This is a genomic window from Ralstonia sp. 22086 (assembly GCF_052045975.1).
GTDB lineage: Bacteria > Pseudomonadota > Gammaproteobacteria > Burkholderiales > Burkholderiaceae > Ralstonia > Ralstonia wenshanensis.
Genome location: NZ_JBQEPZ010000003.1, coordinates 126726 through 148358, shown reverse-complemented (window position 1 = coordinate 148358; position 21633 = coordinate 126726). Strand labels below are relative to the sequence as shown.

Sequence of the window (21633 nt, the reverse complement as noted above, 5' to 3'; positions counted from 1 at the left end):
GCAACGCGCTTGGGCATGATGTTCGACGGACGTTTATCATCGTTTTAGTCTTACGCAGCACGCAGGAGAACGTCATGCCTACCGTCCTCGTCACCGGTTTCGATCCGTTCGAGAACGAACCCATCAATCCGTCGTGGGAAGCCGTGCGCACCCTCGATGGGCAGGGAATCGCCGGCGCCGACATCGTTGCGCGCCAGTTGCCGACCATCTTTGGTGAATCCAACAAAGTGCTCGGCAAGTTGCTGCAGACACTGCAGCCGGATGTGGTGATCGCCGTGGGGCAGGCCGGTGGCCGCGCCGAGATGGCCATCGAGCGCATCGCCATCAATGTCGACGACGCCCGCATTGCCGATAACGCCGGCAAACAGCCCATCGATATCGCAATCGCAAGCGACGGACCGGCCGCGTATTTTTCAACGCTGCCGATCAAGGCCATCGTGCGCGAGTTGCGTGCCGGCGGTGTTCCTGCGTCGGTGTCGCAGACGGCGGGCACCTTTGTCTGCAACCACGTCTTCTATGGGCTGATGCATGCCATCGCCCGTCACAAGCTGCCTACGCGCGGCGGCTTCATCCACATCCCGTATCTGCCGTCGCAGGCAGCCAAGCACCCGGGGCAACCGAGCATGGCGCACGACACCATCGTCACAGGCCTGCGCATCGCCATCGAGACAACGCTGCGCACGCTGCACGACGTACGCGAAACGGGCGGCCAGCTGCACTGAGCCTGCGCGACGGCGCAGCGCGCTGTTCAGTCCGTGAAGCGCTTATGCCGTTGTAGTTCGATGTGCACCGGTGTGCCCGGCGCTGCATAGGCTGAGGTGATCGGCGCCGTGTCGGCCGTGGCCCATTCGGCTTCGATGGACGCTGGCGTTTCGTCGTGCAACACGGGTGTGTGCTGCAATTCGGACGCCGTCGGCGGGCGCGCGACGGCCTGCGCCAGCGCTCGAGGCCGCGGCTTCACCGGCAATGGCGTCGCGGCCGGCGGTGTTGCAGCGATGACCGGCGCGGCAACTTCCGTTTCGTCGAAAGTCATATCGGTCGCCTGGGCAACGTTGGCTGCGGCTGCTGCCGTGGTAGCGGCTTGCGGCTCCGTGGCTTCGTTGGTTTCCACGGGCGCCGCCGGCAATGCAAGAGAATGATCGAGTGAACGTGGCGATGCGGTCTGCGGGGGGAGGGCGGCCACGGTTGTTTGATCAAGCTGTGCAGCGGGTTGCCGATGCTGCCCGGTCTGCCAGCCAAGCAGCGCAGCCGCCAATGTGCACGCCATGCCAATCGACAGCACAGTCACGCGTCGACGCCACTGCCCATGACCCGCAGCACCAGCGTCCCCCCACGTGTTGGCTGCGGGATCGATCGGCGCGCTGACCTGTGTAGCGGCGTTGGCCTGCACGTTATCGAGCGTTGGCCCGAAGGGCGGCGGCATACGCACCAGACCAGGTAGGCGCAGGTGTCCGTCGATGATGAAGTTGGGGGATTCCAAGGCCGTCTCCGCTGATGGCCGCAGCGGACATCCAAGCCGGCTGCGCAAGCAGGCGCCATGCTAAGCGGCAGATGGACGGTGGTCGATCAGATTGGTCTTAAGTCGATGCGTGCTGCATCTAGCGCGGAGAGGTCGCTGGCCCACCGCTCTCGCGCAGGCCAGGGAGGTGGCGCCAAAGATCGTTACGGCGCAGGCGACCAGTGCGGATCATTCAGCTGCTTTTCCAGCAGGCGGATCTGCTGCTGCAGCGATTCAACCTGGGTTTGATACGCGCGGCGCTCAATGTCCAGCGCCTTGGTTTCCTGGCGCATGGTCTGCTGTTCGGTCAGCATCTTCTGACGCTGCGCCTGCATGATGCGCACTTCCTGGCTGAGCGATTCGGCGCGCTGCTGAGCCGCCTGGGCTTCGCGCTCCAGTTGCGCCTTCTGGCCCGCCGTGACGGCGCGGCGCAGATCATCTTCGGCCCACGTCCGAGTCTGGCTGGCCAGCGTGTCGTATGCGCCTTCGGCCGGAGCGACCGACGCAAACTTGTACACGCGCCACAATTCTTTGCGATACGACAGGGCAACGTAGGCCGTGGTGTCTTCGTTGACGAGCAGCAGGCTGGTGCCGTAGTCGCCGTTGTAGGTCGTGCGCAGTTCGGTCAGGCGTTTCTGCGCCAGCAACTGCTGCAGTTCAGCGACGGTACCGCCCGATGCAGCCGTGGACGCTGCTGGCGCTTGTGCCGCACTGGCTTGCGCGTGGACCAAGCCGGCGCCTGCAACCGAGGCTGCGGCAACGAACGTGAGGACGGTTCGGCGGAGTACGAGAGACATCGCAAAGTTCAGAAATCGGAGGCGACGCGACTATATCAGCTTTGTGCGCCCAGCCCCGCAGGGAGCGTACCGATTTGACCTTCCGTCGCTTTTGAGTCGTGGCGGCGTCGGGCTTCGGCGACGATGCACTGCCATTCACTGAAGGAGACGCGCTCGCGGAACATCTCGATCAGGAAGTCGCCCACGTCCTGATGCCGCTTTGGCGTGCCAAGCGCGGCTTTCAAGCGTCGCAATTCTCTCTGCAAACGCGTGACACGGGCCCGCGCGTTTGCCTGTTGCAATGAGCCGAGGGGAAATCTTCTTACGGATGCTTCGGCCGCTGCCAGCGCTCGCACGAGGTCGGCACGTTGCTGTTGAAGCGATTCAATCTCGCGCTGGAATTTGCGGCTGCCGTCTGGGGAGGGGGATTGCGATTGCTCGGGGCGAGCGATGGCATGGCGCACGTTGTGGCCTCCTGCGATGGGTTGGTATCCCGCTCCCTGACGCCAATCAGGGTGGCCGGGCACAAGGTAGAGTTGGCGTACCGGTATCGCAGGCAACCGGCGAGCGCGAGCGCTCCCCCACCAAGGCCCGACCAGAGGAGGCGCTTGATGTACGGGCGTAAAAAAACCGCCAACCGGCGGTCGTACCCGCCTGCGATATTCCCGGACGCCAATCCGAGGTCACGTTGTGTGCGTGACGGGCGGCAGTATAGCCCAGGGTGCGTGGGCCATTTGTGCCAGATGGTGTTGTGATATCGACGGGTGGCCGGGCACAAGGTGGAGTTGGCGTACCGGCGATACAGGAAACCGGTGAGCGCAAGCGCTCCTCTACCAAGGCCCAGCCATGAACAAAGCGGGTATCAGCGGTTCTGCATCTCTTTGAGCCACAGGCTCATTAGCCCAGCGCGGCCACGCACGCCGAATTTGCGATAGATATTCGTGATGTAAGAGTGCGTTGTCGACGTGGCCAGGCCGAGCTGTTCCGCGATCTGCTTTTCCGCGGCCTCCGTCAACAACAACTGCAATACCCGGGATTCGTGAGGCGCCAGACGCGCTTGCAGTTGCGCCAGCTGGCTCTGCTCGGCCAGGGCCCGCGTTGCGGTGACGTCACGCGCCACGCCGATGCGCAGTCGGTGCTCGACGCTCCACTGCGCCGACCATGACAACTGGACATCGGTGCCAAGCTGGTGGCGATAGCGATTTTCGAATCCGGTGCACTTTGCACCCGCCTGAACGCGACCGGCCTCCCTTCGGGTTCTGTCGCGGTCGTCCGGCGCTACGAGTTCAAGCATGCATTGCCCGACCAGCTCGGATGGCCGATAACCAAGGAGGTCTTGCCAGGCCGCGTTGGCGTGACGGATCCGCCCCCGCTCGTCGACCAGGAAGACGCCATCCGGAAGGCTATTGGCCAAAGCGATCGCGCTCACATCATTGAGGACTTCCATGGTCTGCCGCGTTTGGTTGCAATACAAAAGAAGTGGTGGCCGGCGCCGATGTGCATGACCAAGCAGGGTCGCAATCCCAGGCAGCAACAAACAGTGCACAAGGCAGTGATCATTGACAGCGCTGCCAGCGTTTACGGCGCCCCGGAATATGCTGATTCGAGCCCGCTGCACCAAAAAGCAGCAGGCACGAACGGCATCTACTGGCAGGTTCATGCCCTCTAATTAGCAGGGTGCCACTCAGAATAGCGTCTGCTATCGTTGCCCACAATATGCGGTGTCAGCATCATGCCTAATAACAATGTTCAGCGCCCTCTCGATTCCATGGAATCGATGCGGGGCGGGTAACGGGGAAAATAGCAAGTCGTCTGGCCGTCACAGGCCAAGCCCGACGCGCTGACACGGGGGTAAGCGGATTCTTCCGGGTCTTTTCGAGTTGGCGATCCGGCGACATTGCTCCGGCATTGATGCGCAAGTCCTCACCAATAAGCTTATTGGTGAGAAAAAATAAAAAGAGTTGTACCTTTTTTGAAGAACGGGGAAGAGTCTTCATGCGCTCGACCAACCCCAAGCCCGGGGGGGCTTGGGGAGGCGCTTGCGTTCTTGGCTCTGGTTAACGGCGCATAGCAGTCGCGGTCAGGTTATTCCATTTAAAAAAAGAATAATCAATAAGCCGGTTTTTATTTAGCGCCCGAATACTATGGATTTGATTTGCAAGGTGAGGTTGTATCAAGACCGTGGACGCTATTTTGCGGTGTTGGTCGCACCGGACACGATGTGCTCCAGCACAGGGCGAGACGCAGCTGAAGCTTTGACCAATTTAGGCCGTTCAATGGCCGAGAGTTCTCTGCCTCAGTCGGCCGATTTGTCGATAGAGCCGAAGGAGCGCAAGAGCGCTAGCCAGGCAGGCAGTGGCACGCCCGCTCCTCGCGAATTTCCCCGCGCCATACCCACCGTAAAACGCCTCCTCAACGAGCGTTTCGGCAAGGCCACCTTGCGTGAACTTTCAGAAAAGCTGGGTTTGGACGACGTCACTCCGCAACTGCTGTCGTCCTCCATCGCGGGCAGTGGGGCCAAGCGCGTTCGTCTGGCCATTGCCAAGGCGCTTGGACAAGATCCCGATGCGCTTTGGCCAATGGCGCGGCACTAACACGGCATGCGCTATTGAAGACCCGGAACTGGTAAAAGCGGAAATGCCCGCGGCACGGCGTTGTCAATCGACGCGGCGAGGGAGTGTTGGAGAAATCTGGAACGCCCTGTGGCAAGGCAAAGACTGGCGGAAGCGGTGAGATTCGAACTCACGGATGGGTCACCCCATCGGCAGTTTTCAAGACTGCTGCCTTAAACCACTCGGCCACGCTTCCTTCGTACTGCGCTGCTCGTTGCGAGCAAGGGCGCCATTGTAACGGCACCTGGCGCAACTTGGCACCGGTTACCGTCAGTTTTCGTCGTCAGCCAAGAACAATTCCTGCAAATCATTGAGGAATCGCTGGCCCAGCTCGGTCGGGCGGATGGCAACATGGTCGCGCGTCAGCAAGCCGCGCTGCTCGGCGGCGTCGAGTTGTCGCTCGATCGAGCGAAGCGGCAGGCCGGTGCGTTCCTGGAACAGCGTGACGGGGAAACCATCCGTCAGACGCAGCGCGTTCAGCATGAACTCGAACGGCAGGTCGGCGGCGTCGACTTCGCGCTGCTCCTGCATGACCGCCGCACCGCCGGCCGTCTCAGCCTGGCGCAGGTATGTGTCCGGATGCTTGTGCCGCATCTCGCGGATGACCCGGTGCGGAAAGCTGAGCTTGCCGTGCGCGCCTGGCCCGATGCCAAGGTAATCGCCGAATTGCCAGTAGTTCAGGTTGTGCTTGCAGCGCTTGCCCGCCTTGGCGTATGCCGACACCTCGTAGTGCTCGTAGCCCGCCGCAGACAGCCGCGCGTGAATCCAGTCCTGCATCGCAAACGCGGTGTCCTCATCCGGCAGCGCGGGCGGGTACTTGGCGAAGTACGTGTTCGGCTCCAGCGTCAGGTGGTACAGCGACACGTGGTTCGTATCGAACGACAACGCGGCCTCCACATCGGCTTCGCATTCGGCGAGTGTCTGGCCCGGCAGGGCGAACATCAGGTCGAGGTTGATGTTGTCGAAATGCGCGCGGGCGATGTCGATGGCGGCCCGGGCCTCAGTGGCGCTGTGAATGCGGCCGAGCGCCTGCAGGTGTGCGTCGTTGAAGCTCTGGATGCCGATCGACAGGCGGTTCACGCCGCTGGCGCGATAGCTGCGGAAGCGTTCGGCCTCAAACGTGCCCGGGTTGGCTTCCATGGTGATCTCGGCGTCGGCGTCGACCGGCAGCAGCATGCGGATGTCCGACAGCAGACGATCCAGCCCCTGCGCCGACAACAAGCTGGGCGTGCCGCCACCGATGAAGATCGTATGCACATGCCGGCCCCACACCATCGGCAGCGCGGCCTCCAGATCCTGACGCACGGCAGCGAGAAAGCGCTCTTCCGGGATGCCCTGGTCCGGCTCCGCATGCGAGTTGAAATCGCAGTACGGACACTTGCGTACGCACCACGGCACGTGCACGTACAAGGACAGCGGCGGCGAAGCGGGCAGGCTGATCTTGCCCGGCTGCAGGAAGACGGAGGTGACCTTGTCACCAGTCTCAGCGGCAGTTGCGGAAGGCGTCTTGGCTGCGCCGGCGGGGTGAATCGGGATCATCGGAACTTCAGGCGTTTTCAAAGGTGCGCAGCCGTTCGACAAGCTGCGCGAGGGCTTGTGCACGATGGCTCACGCTGTTCTTCTCGGCCTTGGTCAGCTCGGCAGCGGTCTTGCCGAGATCAGGCAGCAGGAAGTGGGGGTCGTAGCCGAAGCCGCCGTCGCCGCGCGGGGTGTCGATCACCTCGCCAAACCAGTTGCCTTCGGCAATGATCGGCTGCGGGTCATCGGCATGGCGCACGTAGACGAGCACGCAAACATAGTGCGCGCCGCGGTCCGCCTTGCCGGCCAGTTCACGGACGAGGCGGGCGTTGTTGGCGGCATCCGTTTTGGGCTCGCCCACCAGTTGTGCATAGCGCGCTGAATACACGCCCGGCGCGCCGCCCAGCGCATGCACGCAGATGCCTGAGTCGTCTGCCAGCGCGGGCAGGCCGGAGGCACGGCTCGCGTGGCGTGCCTTGGTGAGCGCGTTTTCAACGAAGGTCGCATAGGGCTCCTCCGCCTCGGGAATGCCGAGCGCGCCTTGCGGCGTCACGTCGAACCCGAGGGTGCCCAGCAGCGCGTTGAACTCGGCCAGCTTGCCGGCGTTGTTCGATGCCAGAACGATCTTGCGCATGGCAGTGTCGTTCACAGGCCCAAGGCCTGCTTTTGCAGGCCGATCAGCGTGCGGATGCCTTGGTCGGCCAAATTCAGCAGTGCGTCCATTTCAGCGCGCGAGAACGGCGTGCCTTCCGCCGTGCCTTGCACTTCCACAAAGCCGCCGCTGCCCGTCATGACGACGTTCATGTCGGTATCGCACGCCGAGTCTTCGGGGTAGTCCAGGTCGAGCACCGGTACGCCATCCACCACGCCCACCGATACGGCGGCCACGAAGTCGCGGACCGGGTTGCCCACCAACTGGCCCTTTTCGCGCATGACCGAGACAGCGTCATATGCGGCGACGAACGCGCCGGTAATGCTGGCCGTGCGCGTGCCACCATCGGCCTGCAGCACATCGCAGTCGAGATGCAGCGTGTGCTCGCCCAGCGCGCGCAGATCGAACACCGAGCGCATCGCGCGGCCGATCAAGCGCTGGATTTCTTGCGTGCGGCCGGTCTGTTTGCCGCGTGCGGCCTCCCGGTCGGAGCGCGTGTGCGTCGAGCGCGGCAGCATGCCGTATTCGGCCGTCACCCAGCCCTCGCCGCTGCCTTTCTTGTGCGGCGGCACCTTGGGGAGCACGCTGGCCGTGCAGAGCACTTGCGTGTCGCCAAAGCAGACCAGCACCGAGCCTTCGGCGTGGCGCGTGAAGTTGCGGGTGAGGGTGACGTGACGGAGTTGGTCGGGCTGGCGGCCGCTGGGTCGCATGTGGGGGTCTCGCTGAGGAAAACGGTTAGCCCGACATGATACCGGCCCGCGCTGCGCTCGGCAGGGCGGGCCGGATGAGGACTGCGCGACGTGCTTAGCGCGTCAGGTTGCTGGTCTTGTCGATGGCGGCGCGGATTTCCGCGATGGAGCGCTCGATTTCCTCTTCCGACATCAGCCCCGATTCGCTTTGCGGCGCGTCCAGGATGGACGTGGTGAAGGCGTTCAGGGGGAGGGTGTCGGTCTGCACCGAATCCTGCGTGGTGGTCACGGCATCCAGCTCCCACATCATGGAGATGGCGGTGGTGTTGTCGGCCGTGTCGCCGGCATTGCGCAGCGCGCGGGCGATCAGTTCAGGAATTGCCTGCGTGACCGAGAAGCTGGTGCAGGTGTCGATCAGTTCGTCTTCCTGCACGCTGCCCCACAGGCCGTCGGAGCACAGCATGGCAACGTCGCCCGGTTCCAGGTTGACCGGCCCGCCGATGTCGATCAGCGGCAGATTGGGCGAGCCCAGGCAGTTGTAGATCTTGTTGCGCTCGGGGTGGTTCGCGACCTGCATCGGCAGCACGCGGTCTTGTTGCAGCAGGTTTTCGATCTTGGAGTGATCGCGCGTGCGCGTCACCAGCTCGCCCTTGCGCATCAGATACATGCGCGAATCACCGGCGTGCGCCCAATGCAGCGACCCGCGCTGGGCCAGTGCGCAAACGATCGTCGTGCGCGGCGCATCCGGCAGGCCGTTCGTCTCGGCATAGCGATGGATGTCGCGGTGCGCGAGCATGATGCTCTCGTGCAGGAAATCACGCGGATTGCGAATCGACGGACGGGCGTGGCGCTGGAACTGGCGCGCCATGGTCTGCAAAGCCTGCTGGGCCGCAACTTCGCCCAGGGAATGCCCGCCCAGGCCGTCGCACAGCACCATGAGCATGGCATCGCGCGTGAAGCAGTAGCCCATGCGGTCCTGGTTGACGCGTCGCGCGCCTTTTTTGCTTTCCTGATAAACCGAGAATCGCATTGCGGCTAAATAAATATTCGGTGAGGGATGCGGTGCACCGGCACGTCGCGCCTGGTGTTACACCGTTTTGGAATCATACTCCGCCTATGGGCGGCGTCTGGGCGGTCAACTGTCCCGGCGGCGCAACAGGCGGCTCATGAAACGTGTCGTCAACGCCTCTTTCTCTTCTGGCACCGGGCCGCCCTGCGTGACGGCGGTCAATGCCTGCAACTCTGTCAGCGCGTTGCTTTCTTCACGCAGCACCTTTTGCAGGCGGAACACGCTCTGCGGACGCTCTTCCGGCTTCATCTTCAGGCACCAGCCAACCAGATCGATCAGGCTGGCCGTATAGACCTTGCGCAAGCGCTCCAGGCCTTCTTCCAACTTGTCGTCTTTCTCGCGCTGCGTGGCTTCCTGGGGCGGCGTGCCGGCCATGCAGGCATAGATGGTGGCGCCGATGCTGTAGATGTCCGTCCACGGGCCCAGCTCATTGTGCTTGCGGTACAGCTCCGGCGCGGCAAAGCCCGGCGTGTACATCGGCTGGAAGCGCGAGGCCTCGGCGGTGAGCGTCTGCCTTGCGGCGCCAAAGTCGAGCAGGATCGGTGAAAAGTCTTCGCGCAGGTAGATGTTGCCGGGCTTGATGTCGAGGTGCAGCAGCTTGTGGATGTGGACTTCGCGCAGGCCGCTCATCAGGTCATGGAAGACCTGGCGGATGAAGCGCTCGCGCAGCATCTTCAGCTTGCCCTGCTGGCGCGCGGTGAGGATGTGTTCCTGCAGCGTTTTACCCTGCTCATACGTCATCACCATGTAGACGGTGCCGTTTTCCCGGAAGAAATTGAGCACGCGCACGATGGCAGGGTGAGAAATCTTGGCCAGCGACCGGCCTTCTTCAAAGAAGTATTTCAGCCCGAGGCGGAATGCACTCCCGCTTTCTTCAGGCACGACAGGAATCAATTCGCCCGGTGCACGACGCGCCAGCGAAGACGGCAAATATTCCTTCACGGCCACCGGCGTCCCATGTTCGTCGGTCGCAAGATAGACGAAGCTGAACCCCCCGCTGGCCAACTTCTTTACAATACGATAATTGGACAGCAAGGTACCGACCGGCAACGGGGCACTGCGCGGCTGTCCTGAGCCTTTTGACTCTGTCATGGGTTTGTGTGGCGAAATGGCTGTCGGATTCTCCCTGACCAGTCCACACGTTGTAAAGCGACAAAAGGTGGGGGATTCCCCGCCAATTCCGGGCGTTAAATAACCGCCGCCGGATTTCCTGATTCGACCAAGAACAACACACCACGATTCCATGATCCACAGCATGACCGGCTACGGCGTTGCCACACGCCAAGCAGCCTTTACCGACGCCCATGGCGCACCCAGCGGGAGCGTCGCTACCGTCTCGGTCGAATTCCGCACCGTCAACTCACGCTTTCTCGACCTGCTGTTCCGTGCCCCGGAGGAATGCCGCGCCTTCGAGCCGGCCCTGCGCGAAATGCTGATGAGCGCACTGTCGCGCGGCAAGCTGGAGTGCCGGATCAACCTGCAGCGCCAGGAAGCCGCGAGCGATGTCGCGGCGCTCAATGTGGACCTGCTGCAACAACTGGCCAAACTGGAGCAGGCGGTCACGCGCCACCTGCCGGCATCGGGTTCGCTGCGCATGGGCGAAATCCTGCGCTGGCCGGGTGTCCTGGCCGAGCCGCAACTGACACAGGACGCCTTGCGCGACGCCGTGATCGAGGCGGCCAAAGAGGCGCTCAAGCAACTTCTCGAATCGCGCCGCCGCGAAGGCGATGCGCTCAAGGCCGTGCTGCTTGACCGTGCGGACGCAATGCTCGGCATCGTCGACAGACTCACGCCGATGGTGCCGGTCCTGATCCAGCAGCATCAGGACAAGCTGACCGAGCGCCTGCGCGAGGCGTTTGGCCTGGCAGCGCCCGAAGGCACTCCGGCACTGACGCGCGACGAGCTGTCCGAGCGCATTCGCCAGGAAGCCACCGTTTATGGCATCCGCATCGACATCGCCGAAGAGCTCTCGCGCCTGCAGGCGCACCTGCGCGAAACGCGCCACATCTTGGAAAAGGGCGGCCAGATCGGCAAGCGCCTGGACTTCATGATGCAAGAGCTGAACCGGGAGGCGAACACGCTCGGCTCGAAGGCCGCCGCCAAGGAGCTGGCCGATGCATCGATGGAACTCAAGCTGCTCATTGAGCAGATGCGCGAGCAGGTCCAGAACCTCGAATAACTCGAAACGATAGAACTAGAACATGCCATCCTCTCAAGCGCACTCTGCCGTCGATACGCCCATCGAGAATCACTTTCCGGGCAGCCTGTTCATGGTCGTGGCGCCCTCCGGCGCCGGTAAGTCAACGCTGGTGAATGCGCTGCTGGCACAGGATTCCTCGATCCGCCTGTCGGTCTCGGCAACCACGCGCAAGCCGCGTCCGGGCGAGCAGCACGGACGCGAATACAACTTCATGACCGTCGAGGAGTTCAAGGCTTGCCGTGATCGCGGCGAGTTTCTCGAATGGGCCGAGGTGCATGGCAACTACTACGCCACCTCACGCGTGTGGATCGAAGAGCAGATGCGCGCCGGCACCGACGTGCTGCTCGAAATCGACTGGCAGGGCGCTCAGCAGGTGCACCAGCGTTTCTCCAACGCGGTCGAAATTTTTATCCTGCCTCCGTCGCTCACGGCGCTGGAAGAGCGTCTGAAGAAGCGCGGTCAGGACGAGCCTAACGTGATCGTGCGCCGCCTGCTGGCGGCGGGCTCCGAGATGGCGCACGCACCCGAGGCCGACTACGTGATCATCAACGAAGTGTTCGATACCGCATTGGCCGAGCTGCGCACCGTGGTGCAGGCCACGCGTCTGCGCTTCGGTGCCCAGAAGGCGCGCCACGGCGAGCTGTTCGTCGAGCTGGGTATTCATTGAGCAAGCAGCGCAATCGCGTTTTTCAGCGCGATTGCGAAAGTGTGGTAGCGCCCGCTTCCCCGCGCTGTCCGAGGGAAGTGCTGCGCTGCTGCTAAAATATCGAGATCAACAAGATTTGCCACCAGGTGGAGTTTTCATGGCGCGTATTACCGTCGAAGATTGCTTGAAACAGATTCCGAATCGCTTCGAACTGGCATTGGCCGCAACGTACCGCGCCCGTCAGTTGGTGCAGGGCCACACGCCCAAGGTCGATGCCAAGGACAAGCCGACCGTGACCGCATTGCGCGAAATCGCATCCGGCCAGGTTGGTATCGAGATGCTCAAGAAGGTTCCGTCCTGAGCTGACACGCGTTACTTGGCATTACCTGGCGTGGTACGCTGCCTCGGTCACTGATCGTTATTGCGATCTTTCGTGGATGTAAGAGCCGCGAACGCACTAGACCCCGGCATGCCTACCTCGCCCGCTTCTTCGCCCAGGACCGAACATTCCGCCACGCACGAATACAACGTGCCGTCGGTGGAATCGTCCGCGAGGTCGTCCGGTCCTGCGCTGGGCGTCTCCACGGATCCCTCCGGGTCTTCCACCGCTTCCATCGTTTCCATGCCGTCCTCCGCTTCCGGCTCCGGCCCTGCGTCGCCTCGTACGGGCGCGCCGAACTTGCCTGATCCGCGCGGTGCCGACCTGGTCGGGGAGCGGGCAGCGCTGCCGCCAAAATCACACAAGGGTGCAAGTGCTGATGCACCCGAGGAGACGGCCAAGTCCGAAGGCGCGGACACGCTCTTCATCGATGCGGTGCTGGAGCAAACCTATCGCCATCTGTTTGGCCCGACCTCGCAGCCGGCGGCACCGCCTCGGCAGCAAGTGGTTTCCATTTCGGGGCTGACCGAAAAGCTTTCGTATCTGAAGCCGGCCGATCTCAAGTTGGTGAAGGAAGCGTTTCACTTCTCCGACGAGGCGCACCTCGGGCAGTATCGCCAGAGCGGCGAGCCTTACATCACGCATCCCGTGGCCGTGGCAGAGATCTGCGCGGGCTGGAAGCTGGATGTGCAATCGATCATGGCGGCGCTGCTGCACGACGTGATCGAAGATCAGGGCGTGACCAAGAGCGAGCTGGCCGAGAAGTTCGGCCCCAAAGTCGCAGAACTGGTCGATGGCCTGACCAAGTTGGACAAGCTCGAATTCCAGAGCCGCGAGCAGGCGCAGGCGGAGAGCTTCCGCAAGATGCTGCTCGCGATGGCGCGCGATGTGCGCGTGATTCTCGTCAAGCTCGCCGATCGTACGCACAACATGCGCACGCTCGACCACGTGCCGCCGGAAAAGCGCCGCCGCATTGCGGGCGAGACGATGGAGATCTACGCGCCGATCGCGCACCGCCTTGGGCTCAACACGACCTATCGTGAGCTGCAGGAACTGAGCTTCCGCATCGGCTCACCGTTCCGGTACGCCACGCTTGAGAAGGCGGTGAAGGCCGCGCGCGGCAATCGACGCGAGGTTGTGAGCCGCATTCTTGAAACGGCTCAGCGTGCGCTGGCTGACGCAGGCATCCCGGCCGAGATGACGGGCCGCGAAAAAACGCTCTACAGCATCTACCGGAAGATGCACGACAAGCAGTTGTCGTTCTCGCAGGTGCTGGATGTGTATGGCTTCCGTGTGGTGGTCGACACGCAGATGCAGTGCTACATGACGATGGGTGCGCTGCACAGCCTGTACAAGCCGATGCCCGGCAAGTTCAAGGACTACATCGCTATCCCCAAGATCAACGGTTATCAATCGCTGCACACGACGCTGGTGGGCCCGTTCGGCACACCGGTCGAGTTTCAGATCCGCACGCGCGAGATGAACCAGATCGCGGAGGCCGGCGTGGCCGCGCACTGGATGTACAAGCAGCACCACGACGAGCCCGATCGGGCGCAGCAACAAGCGCATCAGTGGCTGCAATCGCTGCTCGACATTCAAAGCCAGACTGGGGATTCGCAGGAGTTTCTTGAGCACGTCAAGATCGACCTGTTCCCGGATGCCGTCTACGTGTTCACGCCCAAGGGCGAGATCCGCGCGCTGCCGCGCGGTGCCACTGCGTTGGACTTCGCCTACGCGGTGCATAGTGACCTGGGTAACCAGTGTGTGGCGGTCAAGATCAACAACGAGTTGCTGCCGCTGCGCACGGAGCTGAAGAACGGCGACATCGTCGAGGTGGTGACGGCGCCGTACTCGAAGCCGAACCCGGCGTGGCTCACGTTCGTACGCACCGGCAAAGCGCGCGCGGCAATCCGGCACTTCCTCAAGACGGCCAAGCTGGATGAGGCCATTCAACTTGGCGAGCGTTTGCTCGAACAGGCGCTGCGTCAGATCGGCATTGACATGAAGGCCGTGTCCGCCCAGGTGTGGGAACGCATCGTGCAGTGGACGGGCAACAAGGCGCGTGAAGATGTCTTTGCGGATCTCGCGCTCGGCCGCCGGGTGGCTGCCGTGGTTGCGCGCCGTCTGGAAATCCTTTTGCAAGAAGGTGGCCACGAGGGCGACGAAGCCTTGATGGCGGCCGTGCATACCTTTGCTGGTGAAGAGGCGCCTGCCGTCACCGTGAGTGGCGACGAAGGCATGGCGATGGTGTTCTCGTCGTGCTGCCGCCCGATTCCCGGCGATCCGATCGTCGGCTATATCGGCAAGGGCGAAGGCTTGCAGATCCACGTGCAGGAATGCCGCGTGGCAAAGCGCCTGCATGGCAAGGATCCGGAGCACTGGATCGACGTCATGTGGGCGGAGCACACGACGCGTGCGTTCGACGTGTCGATCAAGGTGCTGGTGCGCAATACGAAGGGCATTCTTGCGCGCGTAGCAGCGGATTTGACCTCGGCCGACGCCAACGTGGCACACGTGTCGATGGAGCAGGAGGGCGATCAGGAAGCGACATACATGACGTTCCTGATTCAGGTGCACGACCGCGTGCACCTTGCGGATGTGATGCGCGCGCTGCGGCGCAACCCGGATGTGATTCGCATTGCGCGAGATCGCGGCGGAGATTGATGCTCCACGCACAAGCAAAAAAAGGCGAGGCCAGGGGCTTCGCCTTTTTTGCTTGTAGCCGCTTGCGGCGAACCCAAGAGCGCTGGGACATTGCGCCGCATGCGAGACGGATGCGCACAAAAGAAAAGGGCTTCCATTTCTGGAAGCCCTTCTCGTTCTCGTATTAGGTTGGCGCGGCTGGCAGGATTCGAACCCACGACCCCTTGGTTCGTAGCCAAGTACTCTATCCAACTGAGCTACAGCCGCAACCGAGAAATGAGATTATACAGAGATTTTCCGTCTTGTGAACCCCCTTCTTCACTTTTTCTTCGAGCGGGGCCAACTTTCTATAATGAAGCCTTGATCCACCGTGGCTTCCATCATGAACAAGGCTTTCGTCCGGGAAGATTCCGGCGATGACGAAGACGATCTGCCCGAGGGCGCTGCGCCCTTGCCGCCGGGTTCCAAGAACTACATCACGCCAGCGGGCTACGAGCGTCTGCGGACCGAGCTGATGCACCTGATCGACACGGAGCGGCCCGAAGTGGTCAGCATCGTGTCGTGGGCTGCGTCCAATGGTGATCGCTCTGAGAACGGCGACTACCTTTACGGCAAGAAGCGCCTGCGCGAGATCGATCGCCGCATCCGCTTTCTCACGCGCCGTATCGAGAAGGCCGAGGTGGTCGACGCCAGTTTGCAGGGCGACAACGATCAGATCTTCTTTGGTGCAACGGTCACCTACGCCAACCAGCGCGGTGACGAGACCACCGTCACCATCGTCGGCATGGACGAGGTCGATCTGGACATCGGACACGTGAGTTGGATCTCGCCGATTGCGCGAGCGCTGATCAAAGCGCGCGAGGGCGATACGGTGCCGCTGCGCACGCCCACGGGCGTCGAGCAGATCGACATCCTTGAAGTCAAATATCCGCAGCGCTCTGCATGAGTTGTGTCCTCACGCCGGGTGCCCCAGGCAGTAGGCGCCGAAAGCGATGACAGAGCACGCCGAGAGGCGCCGCGCCGTGAGCGACTCCTTTAGGAACAGTCGGCCGAGCAGCGCGGCAAACACCACCGACGTTTCGCGCAGGGCCGACACGGGCCCCATCGGCGCGAGCGTCACGGCCCAGATGACTATGCCGTATGCGATGAGCGAGACCACGCCGCCGCCAAACGTCTTGAGCGTAGCGGCGTCTCGCAGGTCGATGTTTAAAGGGCCTTTCCACACGCGATAGAGCAGCACCATCGGCAGACCGTCGAGCATGAATAGCCAAGCCGAGTACGCATTCGCATTGCCGGCTACCCGCGCGCCGATGCCATCGCACACCGTGTAGCACGCGATGAACACGCCCGTGGTGAGGGCCGCCAGCGTCGAGCCAAGGTCGGCCTTGCGGCCGCGCGCCAGACTCAAAATGCCGCCGCTCACCAGCACCACGCCCGCGAGCGCAATCACGCCCGGCATTTCGCCCGCAAACAGTGCGGCGCCCACCGTTACCAGCAGCGGCGACGATCCGCGCGCAATCGGGTACACCTGCCCGAATTCACCAAACCGGTACGCGCGCGCGAGGAACACGTTGTAGCCGACGTGCAGCACCGCGGACAGTGCCACATAAGGCCAAGCGGCCGGCGCCGGCAACGGCAATGCAATCGCCATCGGTATTGCGGCCACGCCAGAGGCCAGCGTCATCAGCGTAATGGCGCGCAGGCGGTCGGAGCCGCTTTTCAGCATGGCATTCCATGAGGCATGGAGAAGGGCGGCGCAGAGAACCAGGGCAATGACGGCGGGGGTCACGATGACGATGTGCGCGAAGGGCGAAAGTGAGAATCGGGTCGATTTTTCTCACTCGATGCCGTGTCAGCGAGAGCAAGAAGACCCCAGCGTAGCGCCGCAAAGTGTGATCAACAATCGATATATACTGACTCGATCTGCGCAAAAAACTCACGCGATATGCGCAAGCTGCCCCCTCTGAATGCCGTGCGCGCCTTTGAATCGGCGGCGCGCCATCTCAGTTTTACGCGCGCGGGCGAAGAACTGAGCGTCACGCATGGCGCGATCAGCCGTCATATCCAGGCGCTGGAGGCGTGGCTGGGTGTGTCGTTGTTTCGTCGGTTGAATCGGCGTGTGGAACTGACCGATGCGGGCCAACGCTACCTTGCCGAGATTGGCGTAGCGCTTGACCGCATCAGCATGGCCAGCCAGGCGCTGCGCGACCGCGATGCCGTGCGCATTCTCCGTGTGAACAGCATCCCGACGTTCACGATGCGCTGGCTGATTCCGCGGCTTTCTACGTTTCAGATGCGCTTTCCGCGCGTGGAGGTGCGGCTGACCACCTCCATCGAAGAGATCGAAGACTTGCCTGATCATTTCGACGTGATCATCCGTGGCGGGCCGGAGATTCATGCGGGCTTTCAATCCGGGCGCTTTCTGGACGAGAGCCGCTTTCCGGTGTGCAGCCCGGTGTTGCTGGAGCGCTTGCCGCTATCGACCCCGTCCGACTTGCGGCATCACACGCTGCTGCATTCGGACACGCTGCCTTCGGTGTGGCCCAGCTGGCTGGTGCTGGCAGGCGTGCCGAACCTGCGGCCAGCGCATGCGCTCACGTTCGAGCATTTCTATCTGTCGATTCAAGCCGCCATCGATGGGTTGGGTGTCGCGATGGGACCATCGGCGCTCATCGCGGAGGATCTGGAGGAGGGGCGTCTTGTGGCGCCGTTTCCGGATCTCGCGCTGGTCGCGCGCAGCTACTACTGGTACAGCCCTGCCCGCAATCTCGGTGACGAGGTGGTGCAGGCCTTTTGCGCGTGGCTGGGGGAGGAACGACCGCAACGTCACGCAAACGTGAATACATTTCCGGCCTCCGGTAACGGAGGTAACGCCGCGTAACACCCTAGAGGCGGGGGCGAAACGCGATGCTACGATGCAATCACGCTCGAGTGCTTTGAAAAGGAGGTCCCCACATGAAGAAGAACGCATGGATTCTCGCTGCATGCTTGGCGGCTGCCGGTGTCGCTGGTTCGATCGCCTTGCCGGCGCAGGCCCAGGTGTCGATCGGCGTGCAGATCGGCCCCACCTACGCGCCCCCGCCGCCCCAGTATGAGCCCGTGCCAGTCTTGCAGCCGGGCTACGTATGGGTACCGGGTTACTGGCAATGGCGCGACGGCCGCTATGTCTGGCGTCGCGGCTATCGCGAACATGGCCGACCGGGTTACCACTGGCGCGAGCCGCGTTGGGAGCAGGGTCCGCACGGCTGGCAAATGCGTGACGGCGGCTGGGACCGAGGCGACGACGGCCGCTGGCATGGCCGTGGCCGGGATCGCGACGACCGCTACCACTGTCCCCCGGGTCACGCGCGCAAGGGCGAATGCTGACGATGCAACGACAGGCCGGTCATGTACCGGCCTGTTTTTTGCACGCGATTCTGTCGATGTCGCAACCGCCAAGTGAGAAGTTGCGGCGTCTTCCGGGAGGCAACATGACAATGGAATCGAATTGGCGCACCGAGCTGTACAAGGACTTCGACGTCTACGTACTGGCCATTCCGCGTGCTGAGCGCAAATCCGACAAGGGCGGGCAGGGGCCCACGCAGTGGGATTTTGTCGTGCGCATCTGCGAGTCGGGCGCAGACCCGACGGCGGTCGAAACCCTCGTCGCCCACTCGCACGACGAGCGCCCGCTGCCCACACGTGAGGCCGCCGAAGAGGCCGGGCTCGCGCGGGGCTATGGCTTGATCGATGAATTGCTCGGGCGTAGCCCCGTCCAGCAGTCGATTGATCTCTGAGGCGCGCTTACGCCGCCAGCGCTGCGTCGCGAACGTGCTGGCGTGCGAATTGCCACCACAGCCACGTCGAGTCGGGCCCCGGCGTGTGGAAGGCATAGCGCGGGTCGCCGCCACTCCAGGCGTGGCCCGTGGCGGTGAGTTGGCACAAGCTGACGATGCATTCGCCGTCGCGCATGTCGTTGCGCAGGACATAGCCCTCGCCGCGCGTGGTCTGGCGTGAGACGTTGCCCCCATCGCCAAGATGATTCAGCGCGCGGAACTGCGCGGCCAACTGCGCCTGGTTGGCGGGGTTGACGGCCTCGTCGCGCAGGCCGTGCAACAGCATCGTCGGCATGCCGGGGTAGGTGGCCACGTTCACCACGCTTGAGAGCGCCTCGACAACGTCGACGCGGGCTCCGCGGCGCATCAGGTTCAACGCAGACGCCGGCGAACGCGCCACGCCCAACGCCGGGCCCGAATGCAGCGCCAACGCGGCGAACAGCTTCGGATGACGCAATGCGATCAGGCCGGCCAATCCTGCGCCGGCCGACAACCCTGCCAGATACACACGTGAAGGGTCGGCGCCAGTTTGTTCCAGGGTTTGTTCGATCAGTTGGGCAATGCCATCGGCCTCGCGCGCGCCGGCGTGCTCGGGGTCATACCAGTGCCAGCAGCATTGCGGATGCGCGCGGCGCGGCTGCTCCGGATACAGCACGATAAAGCCCTCGCGGTCTGCCAGTGCGTTCATGCGCGTGCCATGCGCCAGCACTTCTGCCGATTGCTTGCAGCCATGCAGCATCACCATCAATGCGGGGGGCTTGCTGCCGCGTGTGGGCGGTGTGTAGAGCCAGTATTCCGGCCGGCGCGCCACCACGGCGGGCGACTCGGGTTCGTAGATGAATTGTTCGCGAACGAAGGTGCCCTGGGTGGGTGTGGGGCGTACGCGGCGCGGGCTGTCGCGGCGGGTGGTTGGCTTGAGCGGCTTGACCGGTTTGGGCGGCCATGACTGGCGGCCAAAGCCCGGTGTGGTCAGGGCGTCGACCAGCCGGGTGATGGATTTCATCCAATTACGGTGCATGGCGGCGGCAAAGTGGCTCGGGAGGACGATGGTGCCCGTGCTCTCCGAGAGGTCGCAAGGGGTTTCGATGTTGGTAAGACAGTGTGCCAGCGATTTTGTTGCAACGCAGCATTCAAAGTGGGCAAAGCGCCTCATGGTCGCTCAAGCGGGCGGCAAAGTTTGCAATTGCGCGCGCGACTGTCATGGAGACACCGTGGGTGAGCGGCTACACTGCCGCGACGGGCAAGCCCCATGAGGGCACGCCTTTCTGCTTTCCCGTTCCCCGTTGTGTACTTATGGAGGTCGTTATGGGTTTTTTTGACTTCATCAAAGAGGCTGGCGAGAAGCTGTTCCACGGCAGCGCTGCAGCTGCGCCAGCCGATGCGTCGGCGGATGCCGATGCCGCCAAGGCGGCCGACGATGCCAAGGGCCAAGCCATCCAGGACTACATCGCACAGCAGGGCCTGAGCGCCACGGCGCTGTCAGTGCAGGTGGAAGGCGATGCTGCCAAGGTGTTCGGCGTAGCGCCCGACCAGGCCACGCGCGAAAAGATCATCCTGTGCTGTGGCAACGTCGAGGGCATCAAGTCGGTGGACGACCAGATGTCGGTCAACACCGAGTCGGAAGAGTCTCAATGGCACACGGTGGAGCGCGGCGACACGCTCTCGGCCATCGCCAAGAAGTTCTACGGCGATGCCAACAAGTACCCGGCCATCTTCGAAGCCAACAAGCCGATGCTGTCGAATCCGGACAAGATCTATCCCGGGCAGAAGCTGCGCATTCCGGCGGCGTGATCTGTCTGGCGGTTGCATCAAGACAAAGGGCCTTCGGGCCCTTTTCTTTTGCTCACGCATGACGGTTGAGTGAGACACCTGTCGCATTCATTGCGACGTCTGTCTCGTTCGGCCGCGCTTTGCCGAGACGTCTTCAGGTGCCTGGCCCTCTCCGGTTGCATCGTCGCAAATCCTTGTGCTGAAAGGCTTTGCGGGTAGTTCCCATGCACGCATCCTCTTTGCGCATGCACCTGGCACCCCTCTTGCAATTCCCGGTCAGCCGGCCCAGCAGCCGGACACCGATACGAGAGCAAGAGGAGACTTTGCATGGATCCGACACCGCAACATCTTCTGTGGATGTACGAGAAGATGATCGAGATTCGCCAGTATGAAGAGGCCATGGCGAAGGTCTATCTGGAAGGCAAGTTGCCGCCGAAAATCCAGAAGGGCCTGGCCTTTGATATTGGTGCCGGCCCTGTGCCTGGCGAGATGCACCTGTCGGCAGGGCAGGAACCGGTGGCAGTGGGCGTGTGTGCGCATCTGCGGCCCGAAGACACCGTGGTCGGCCCGCACCGTGCCCACCATTTCGCCATCTCCAAGGGTGTGCCCCTGAACGAAATGACCGCCGAGATCTTCGGCAAGGCAACGGGCCTGGGCCGCGGCAAGGGCGGCCATATGCACCTGTTCCACCCGGAGACCAAGTTCTCGTGCAGCGGCATCGTTGGCGCGAGCATGCCGCAAGCCTGCGGCGCGGCGCTCGCTGCGCGCAAGCTGAATAAGGACTGGGTGGCCATCGCGGTGTTTGGCGAGGGCGCGGCCAACCAGGGCGCATTCCATGAATCGCTGAATCTGGCGGCGCTCTGGAAGCTGCCCGTCGTCTTCATCTGCGAAGACAACAAGTACGGCATCTCGGTCGAGAAGGCCGATTCGACCGCCGTGCCTTCCAACGATGTACGTGCTGCCGGCTACGGCATGCCTGGCGTGCTGGTGGACCGCAACGACGCGGTGGCCGTGTATCACGCAGCCGGCGAGGCGATCGCCCGCGCGCGCCGCGGCGAGGGGCCGACGCTCATCGAGGTCAAGACCGACCGCTACCTCGGGCACTTCCAGGGCGATCCGGAAACCTACCGCCCGAAGGACGAAGCGAAGCATCTGCGCGAGTCCGATCCCATCAACCTGCTCGGAAACAGTCTGCGGGCTTCGGGGCTGCTCGACGGCGACGCAGACACCGCGCTGCGGGCCGCCATCTCGGCACGCATTGACGCGGCCTACGACTTCGGCCGCAACAGCCCGTACCCGGAACCGGGTGAAGCGCTGAATCACGTTTTCGTTCACTAAGCAGCCCCTGCGGCCATCACAGGAGACT

General features: G+C 63.0%; 25 protein-coding genes and 2 tRNA genes. 13 read left to right on the top strand and 14 right to left on the bottom strand.

Going from position 1 to position 21633, the window contains the following annotated elements:
* Positions 1–74 precede the first annotated feature (74 nt).
* Positions 75–722, top strand: coding sequence for a pyroglutamyl-peptidase I (pcp, locus tag ACTJK6_RS13885; protein ID WP_260801878.1), 648 nt, complete (start codon positions 75–77; stop codon positions 720–722).
* Positions 723–748: 26 nt separating this feature from the next.
* Here the strand turns inward: pcp and ACTJK6_RS13880 are convergent, their stop codons facing one another.
* The 4 genes from ACTJK6_RS13880 to ACTJK6_RS13865 all read right to left on the bottom strand — a co-directional run bounded on the left by ACTJK6_RS13880 (position 749) and on the right by ACTJK6_RS13865 (position 3721).
* Positions 749–1480 carry a ribonuclease E gene (locus ACTJK6_RS13880; protein ID WP_440839382.1) on the bottom strand — a complete coding sequence of 244 codons (732 nt, stop codon included), beginning with the start codon at positions 1478–1480 and terminating at the stop codon, positions 749–751.
* Between the two features lie 182 nt (positions 1481–1662).
* A complete protein-coding gene (locus tag ACTJK6_RS13875) occupies positions 1663–2295 on the bottom strand; it encodes a DUF2968 domain-containing protein (protein WP_440839381.1) in 633 nt (210 codons plus the stop codon).
* A 35-nt stretch (positions 2296–2330) separates the two neighbouring features.
* Positions 2331–2738, bottom strand: coding sequence for a hypothetical protein (locus ACTJK6_RS13870; protein ID WP_316869885.1), 408 nt, complete (start codon positions 2736–2738; stop codon positions 2331–2333).
* Between the two features lie 398 nt (positions 2739–3136).
* Positions 3137–3721: a PAS domain S-box protein gene (locus ACTJK6_RS13865; protein ID WP_232040575.1), complete on the bottom strand. Its 585-nt coding sequence runs from the start codon at positions 3719–3721 to the stop codon at positions 3137–3139.
* 54 nt (positions 3722–3775) lie between these two features.
* On the opposite strand from ACTJK6_RS13865, the gene ACTJK6_RS13860 reads away from it, so the two are divergent.
* Together ACTJK6_RS13860 and ACTJK6_RS13855 are read left to right on the top strand one after the other, a co-directional pair.
* Positions 3776–3943 (top strand): hypothetical protein, encoded by a 168-nt coding sequence (locus tag ACTJK6_RS13860; RefSeq protein ID WP_316869884.1) that lies wholly within the window; start codon positions 3776–3778, stop codon positions 3941–3943.
* Between the two features lie 607 nt (positions 3944–4550).
* On the top strand, positions 4551–4868 hold the full coding sequence (locus tag ACTJK6_RS13855) for a hypothetical protein (protein ID WP_440839380.1): 318 nt from the start codon (positions 4551–4553) through the stop codon (positions 4866–4868).
* A 124-nt stretch (positions 4869–4992) separates the two neighbouring features.
* On the opposite strand, the gene ACTJK6_RS13850 is transcribed toward ACTJK6_RS13855, so the two are convergent.
* The 6 genes from ACTJK6_RS13850 to ACTJK6_RS13825 form a co-directional block, all read right to left on the bottom strand.
* Positions 4993–5082: transfer RNA gene (locus ACTJK6_RS13850), tRNA-Ser, on the bottom strand.
* 74 nt (positions 5083–5156) lie between these two features.
* The gene (gene hemW, locus ACTJK6_RS13845) at positions 5157–6425 is read right to left on the bottom strand and encodes a radical SAM family heme chaperone HemW (protein WP_260801871.1); all 1269 of its coding nucleotides are present in this window, start codon (positions 6423–6425) and stop codon (positions 5157–5159) included.
* Between the two features lie 7 nt (positions 6426–6432).
* Complete coding sequence (gene rdgB / locus ACTJK6_RS13840; protein WP_440839379.1) at positions 6433–7038, bottom strand: RdgB/HAM1 family non-canonical purine NTP pyrophosphatase; 606 nt, start codon at positions 7036–7038, stop codon at positions 6433–6435.
* Positions 7039–7049: 11 nt separating this feature from the next.
* A complete protein-coding gene (gene rph, locus ACTJK6_RS13835) occupies positions 7050–7766 on the bottom strand; it encodes a ribonuclease PH (protein WP_232040571.1) in 717 nt (238 codons plus the stop codon).
* 94 nt (positions 7767–7860) lie between these two features.
* Complete coding sequence (locus ACTJK6_RS13830; RefSeq protein ID WP_147214658.1) at positions 7861–8775, bottom strand: PP2C family protein-serine/threonine phosphatase; 915 nt, start codon at positions 8773–8775, stop codon at positions 7861–7863.
* Between the two features lie 105 nt (positions 8776–8880).
* Positions 8881–9906: a serine/threonine-protein kinase gene (locus tag ACTJK6_RS13825; RefSeq protein WP_024975228.1), complete on the bottom strand. Its 1026-nt coding sequence runs from the start codon at positions 9904–9906 to the stop codon at positions 8881–8883.
* A 151-nt stretch (positions 9907–10057) separates the two neighbouring features.
* On the opposite strand from ACTJK6_RS13825, the gene ACTJK6_RS13820 reads away from it, so the two are divergent.
* The 3 genes from ACTJK6_RS13820 to rpoZ all read left to right on the top strand — a co-directional run bounded on the left by ACTJK6_RS13820 (position 10058) and on the right by rpoZ (position 12021).
* Positions 10058–10993, top strand: a complete 936-nt coding sequence (locus ACTJK6_RS13820) for a YicC/YloC family endoribonuclease (RefSeq protein WP_260801870.1) — start codon at positions 10058–10060, stop codon at positions 10991–10993.
* A 22-nt stretch (positions 10994–11015) separates the two neighbouring features.
* Positions 11016–11681 (top strand): guanylate kinase, encoded by a 666-nt coding sequence (gene gmk, locus ACTJK6_RS13815; RefSeq protein WP_024975230.1) that lies wholly within the window; start codon positions 11016–11018, stop codon positions 11679–11681.
* 136 nt (positions 11682–11817) lie between these two features.
* The gene (rpoZ, locus tag ACTJK6_RS13810; protein WP_004630929.1) at positions 11818–12021 is read left to right on the top strand and encodes a DNA-directed RNA polymerase subunit omega; all 204 of its coding nucleotides are present in this window, start codon (positions 11818–11820) and stop codon (positions 12019–12021) included.
* A 47-nt stretch (positions 12022–12068) separates the two neighbouring features.
* Here rpoZ and ACTJK6_RS13805 read toward each other — a convergent pair whose 3' ends face one another.
* On the bottom strand, positions 12069–12284 hold the full coding sequence (locus ACTJK6_RS13805) for a hypothetical protein (RefSeq protein ID WP_440839378.1): 216 nt from the start codon (positions 12282–12284) through the stop codon (positions 12069–12071).
* On the opposite strand from ACTJK6_RS13805, the gene ACTJK6_RS13800 reads away from it, so the two are divergent.
* Positions 12283–14703 carry a RelA/SpoT family protein gene (locus tag ACTJK6_RS13800; protein WP_232040568.1) on the top strand — a complete coding sequence of 807 codons (2421 nt, stop codon included), beginning with the start codon at positions 12283–12285 and terminating at the stop codon, positions 14701–14703. The two genes, ACTJK6_RS13805 and ACTJK6_RS13800, sit on opposite strands and share 2 nt — an antisense overlap.
* Positions 14704–14872: 169 nt before the next feature.
* Here the strand turns inward: ACTJK6_RS13800 and ACTJK6_RS13795 are convergent.
* Positions 14873–14949: transfer RNA gene (locus tag ACTJK6_RS13795), tRNA-Arg, on the bottom strand.
* A gap of 115 nt (positions 14950–15064) precedes the next feature.
* On the opposite strand from ACTJK6_RS13795, the gene greB reads away from it, so the two are divergent.
* Positions 15065–15628: a transcription elongation factor GreB gene (greB, locus tag ACTJK6_RS13790; RefSeq protein ID WP_260801869.1), complete on the top strand. Its 564-nt coding sequence runs from the start codon at positions 15065–15067 to the stop codon at positions 15626–15628.
* 9 nt (positions 15629–15637) lie between these two features.
* On the opposite strand, the gene ACTJK6_RS13785 is transcribed toward greB, so the two are convergent.
* Entirely contained in the window at positions 15638–16471 is an 834-nt protein-coding gene (locus ACTJK6_RS13785) for an EamA family transporter (protein WP_440839377.1), read from the bottom strand.
* A 156-nt stretch (positions 16472–16627) separates the two neighbouring features.
* Here ACTJK6_RS13785 and gcvA point away from each other — a divergent pair, with 156 nt between their 5' ends.
* The 3 genes from gcvA to ACTJK6_RS13770 all read left to right on the top strand — a co-directional run bounded on the left by gcvA (position 16628) and on the right by ACTJK6_RS13770 (position 18458).
* On the top strand, positions 16628–17563 hold the full coding sequence (gene gcvA, locus ACTJK6_RS13780) for a transcriptional regulator GcvA (protein WP_440839376.1): 936 nt from the start codon (positions 16628–16630) through the stop codon (positions 17561–17563).
* A 74-nt stretch (positions 17564–17637) separates the two neighbouring features.
* Entirely contained in the window at positions 17638–18048 is a 411-nt protein-coding gene (locus ACTJK6_RS13775) for a hypothetical protein (RefSeq protein ID WP_232040564.1), read from the top strand.
* Positions 18049–18152: 104 nt separating this feature from the next.
* Entirely contained in the window at positions 18153–18458 is a 306-nt protein-coding gene (locus ACTJK6_RS13770) for a hypothetical protein (RefSeq protein ID WP_232040563.1), read from the top strand.
* A 7-nt stretch (positions 18459–18465) separates the two neighbouring features.
* On the opposite strand, the gene ACTJK6_RS13765 is transcribed toward ACTJK6_RS13770, so the two are convergent.
* Positions 18466–19500, bottom strand: a complete 1035-nt coding sequence (locus ACTJK6_RS13765) for an extracellular catalytic domain type 1 short-chain-length polyhydroxyalkanoate depolymerase (protein ID WP_440839375.1) — start codon at positions 19498–19500, stop codon at positions 18466–18468.
* Positions 19501–19802: 302 nt separating this feature from the next.
* Here ACTJK6_RS13765 and lysM point away from each other — a divergent pair, with 302 nt between their 5' ends.
* Together lysM and ACTJK6_RS13755 are read left to right on the top strand one after the other, a co-directional pair.
* Entirely contained in the window at positions 19803–20288 is a 486-nt protein-coding gene (lysM, locus tag ACTJK6_RS13760) for a peptidoglycan-binding protein LysM (protein WP_009241111.1), read from the top strand.
* 306 nt (positions 20289–20594) lie between these two features.
* Positions 20595–21605 carry a thiamine pyrophosphate-dependent dehydrogenase E1 component subunit alpha gene (locus ACTJK6_RS13755; protein WP_260801865.1) on the top strand — a complete coding sequence of 337 codons (1011 nt, stop codon included), beginning with the start codon at positions 20595–20597 and terminating at the stop codon, positions 21603–21605.
* Positions 21606–21633: the final 28 nt, after the last annotated feature.

Excerpts from the sequence above, each read along its gene's own strand:
- pcp (WP_260801878.1), top strand. The coding sequence starts at position 75 with ATGCCTACCGTCCTCGTCACCGGTTTCGATCCGTTCGAGAACGAACCC.
- ACTJK6_RS13875 (WP_440839381.1), bottom strand. The coding sequence starts at position 2,295 with ATGTCTCTCGTACTCCGCCGAACCGTCCTCACGTTCGTTGCCGCAGCC.
- ACTJK6_RS13865 (WP_232040575.1), bottom strand. The coding sequence starts at position 3,721 with ATGGAAGTCCTCAATGATGTGAGCGCGATCGCTTTGGCCAATAGCCTT.
- ACTJK6_RS13860 (WP_316869884.1), top strand. The coding sequence starts at position 3,776 with ATGACCAAGCAGGGTCGCAATCCCAGGCAGCAACAAACAGTGCACAAG.
- ACTJK6_RS13855 (WP_440839380.1), top strand. The coding sequence starts at position 4,551 with ATGGCCGAGAGTTCTCTGCCTCAGTCGGCCGATTTGTCGATAGAGCCG.
- hemW (WP_260801871.1), bottom strand. The coding sequence starts at position 6,425 with ATGATCCCGATTCACCCCGCCGGCGCAGCCAAGACGCCTTCCGCAACT.
- rdgB (WP_440839379.1), bottom strand. The coding sequence starts at position 7,038 with ATGCGCAAGATCGTTCTGGCATCGAACAACGCCGGCAAGCTGGCCGAG.
- rph (WP_232040571.1), bottom strand. The coding sequence starts at position 7,766 with ATGCGACCCAGCGGCCGCCAGCCCGACCAACTCCGTCACGTCACCCTC.
- ACTJK6_RS13830 (WP_147214658.1), bottom strand. The coding sequence starts at position 8,775 with ATGCGATTCTCGGTTTATCAGGAAAGCAAAAAAGGCGCGCGACGCGTC.
- ACTJK6_RS13825 (WP_024975228.1), bottom strand. The coding sequence starts at position 9,906 with ATGACAGAGTCAAAAGGCTCAGGACAGCCGCGCAGTGCCCCGTTGCCG.
- ACTJK6_RS13820 (WP_260801870.1), top strand. The coding sequence starts at position 10,058 with ATGATCCACAGCATGACCGGCTACGGCGTTGCCACACGCCAAGCAGCC.
- gmk (WP_024975230.1), top strand. The coding sequence starts at position 11,016 with ATGCCATCCTCTCAAGCGCACTCTGCCGTCGATACGCCCATCGAGAAT.
- rpoZ (WP_004630929.1), top strand. The coding sequence starts at position 11,818 with ATGGCGCGTATTACCGTCGAAGATTGCTTGAAACAGATTCCGAATCGC.
- ACTJK6_RS13800 (WP_232040568.1), top strand. The coding sequence starts at position 12,283 with ATGCCGTCCTCCGCTTCCGGCTCCGGCCCTGCGTCGCCTCGTACGGGC.
- ACTJK6_RS13805 (WP_440839378.1), bottom strand. The coding sequence starts at position 12,284 with ATGGAAACGATGGAAGCGGTGGAAGACCCGGAGGGATCCGTGGAGACG.
- greB (WP_260801869.1), top strand. The coding sequence starts at position 15,065 with ATGAACAAGGCTTTCGTCCGGGAAGATTCCGGCGATGACGAAGACGAT.
- gcvA (WP_440839376.1), top strand. The coding sequence starts at position 16,628 with ATGCGCAAGCTGCCCCCTCTGAATGCCGTGCGCGCCTTTGAATCGGCG.
- ACTJK6_RS13775 (WP_232040564.1), top strand. The coding sequence starts at position 17,638 with ATGAAGAAGAACGCATGGATTCTCGCTGCATGCTTGGCGGCTGCCGGT.
- ACTJK6_RS13770 (WP_232040563.1), top strand. The coding sequence starts at position 18,153 with ATGACAATGGAATCGAATTGGCGCACCGAGCTGTACAAGGACTTCGAC.
- ACTJK6_RS13765 (WP_440839375.1), bottom strand. The coding sequence starts at position 19,500 with ATGAAATCCATCACCCGGCTGGTCGACGCCCTGACCACACCGGGCTTT.
- lysM (WP_009241111.1), top strand. The coding sequence starts at position 19,803 with ATGGGTTTTTTTGACTTCATCAAAGAGGCTGGCGAGAAGCTGTTCCAC.
- ACTJK6_RS13755 (WP_260801865.1), top strand. The coding sequence starts at position 20,595 with ATGGATCCGACACCGCAACATCTTCTGTGGATGTACGAGAAGATGATC.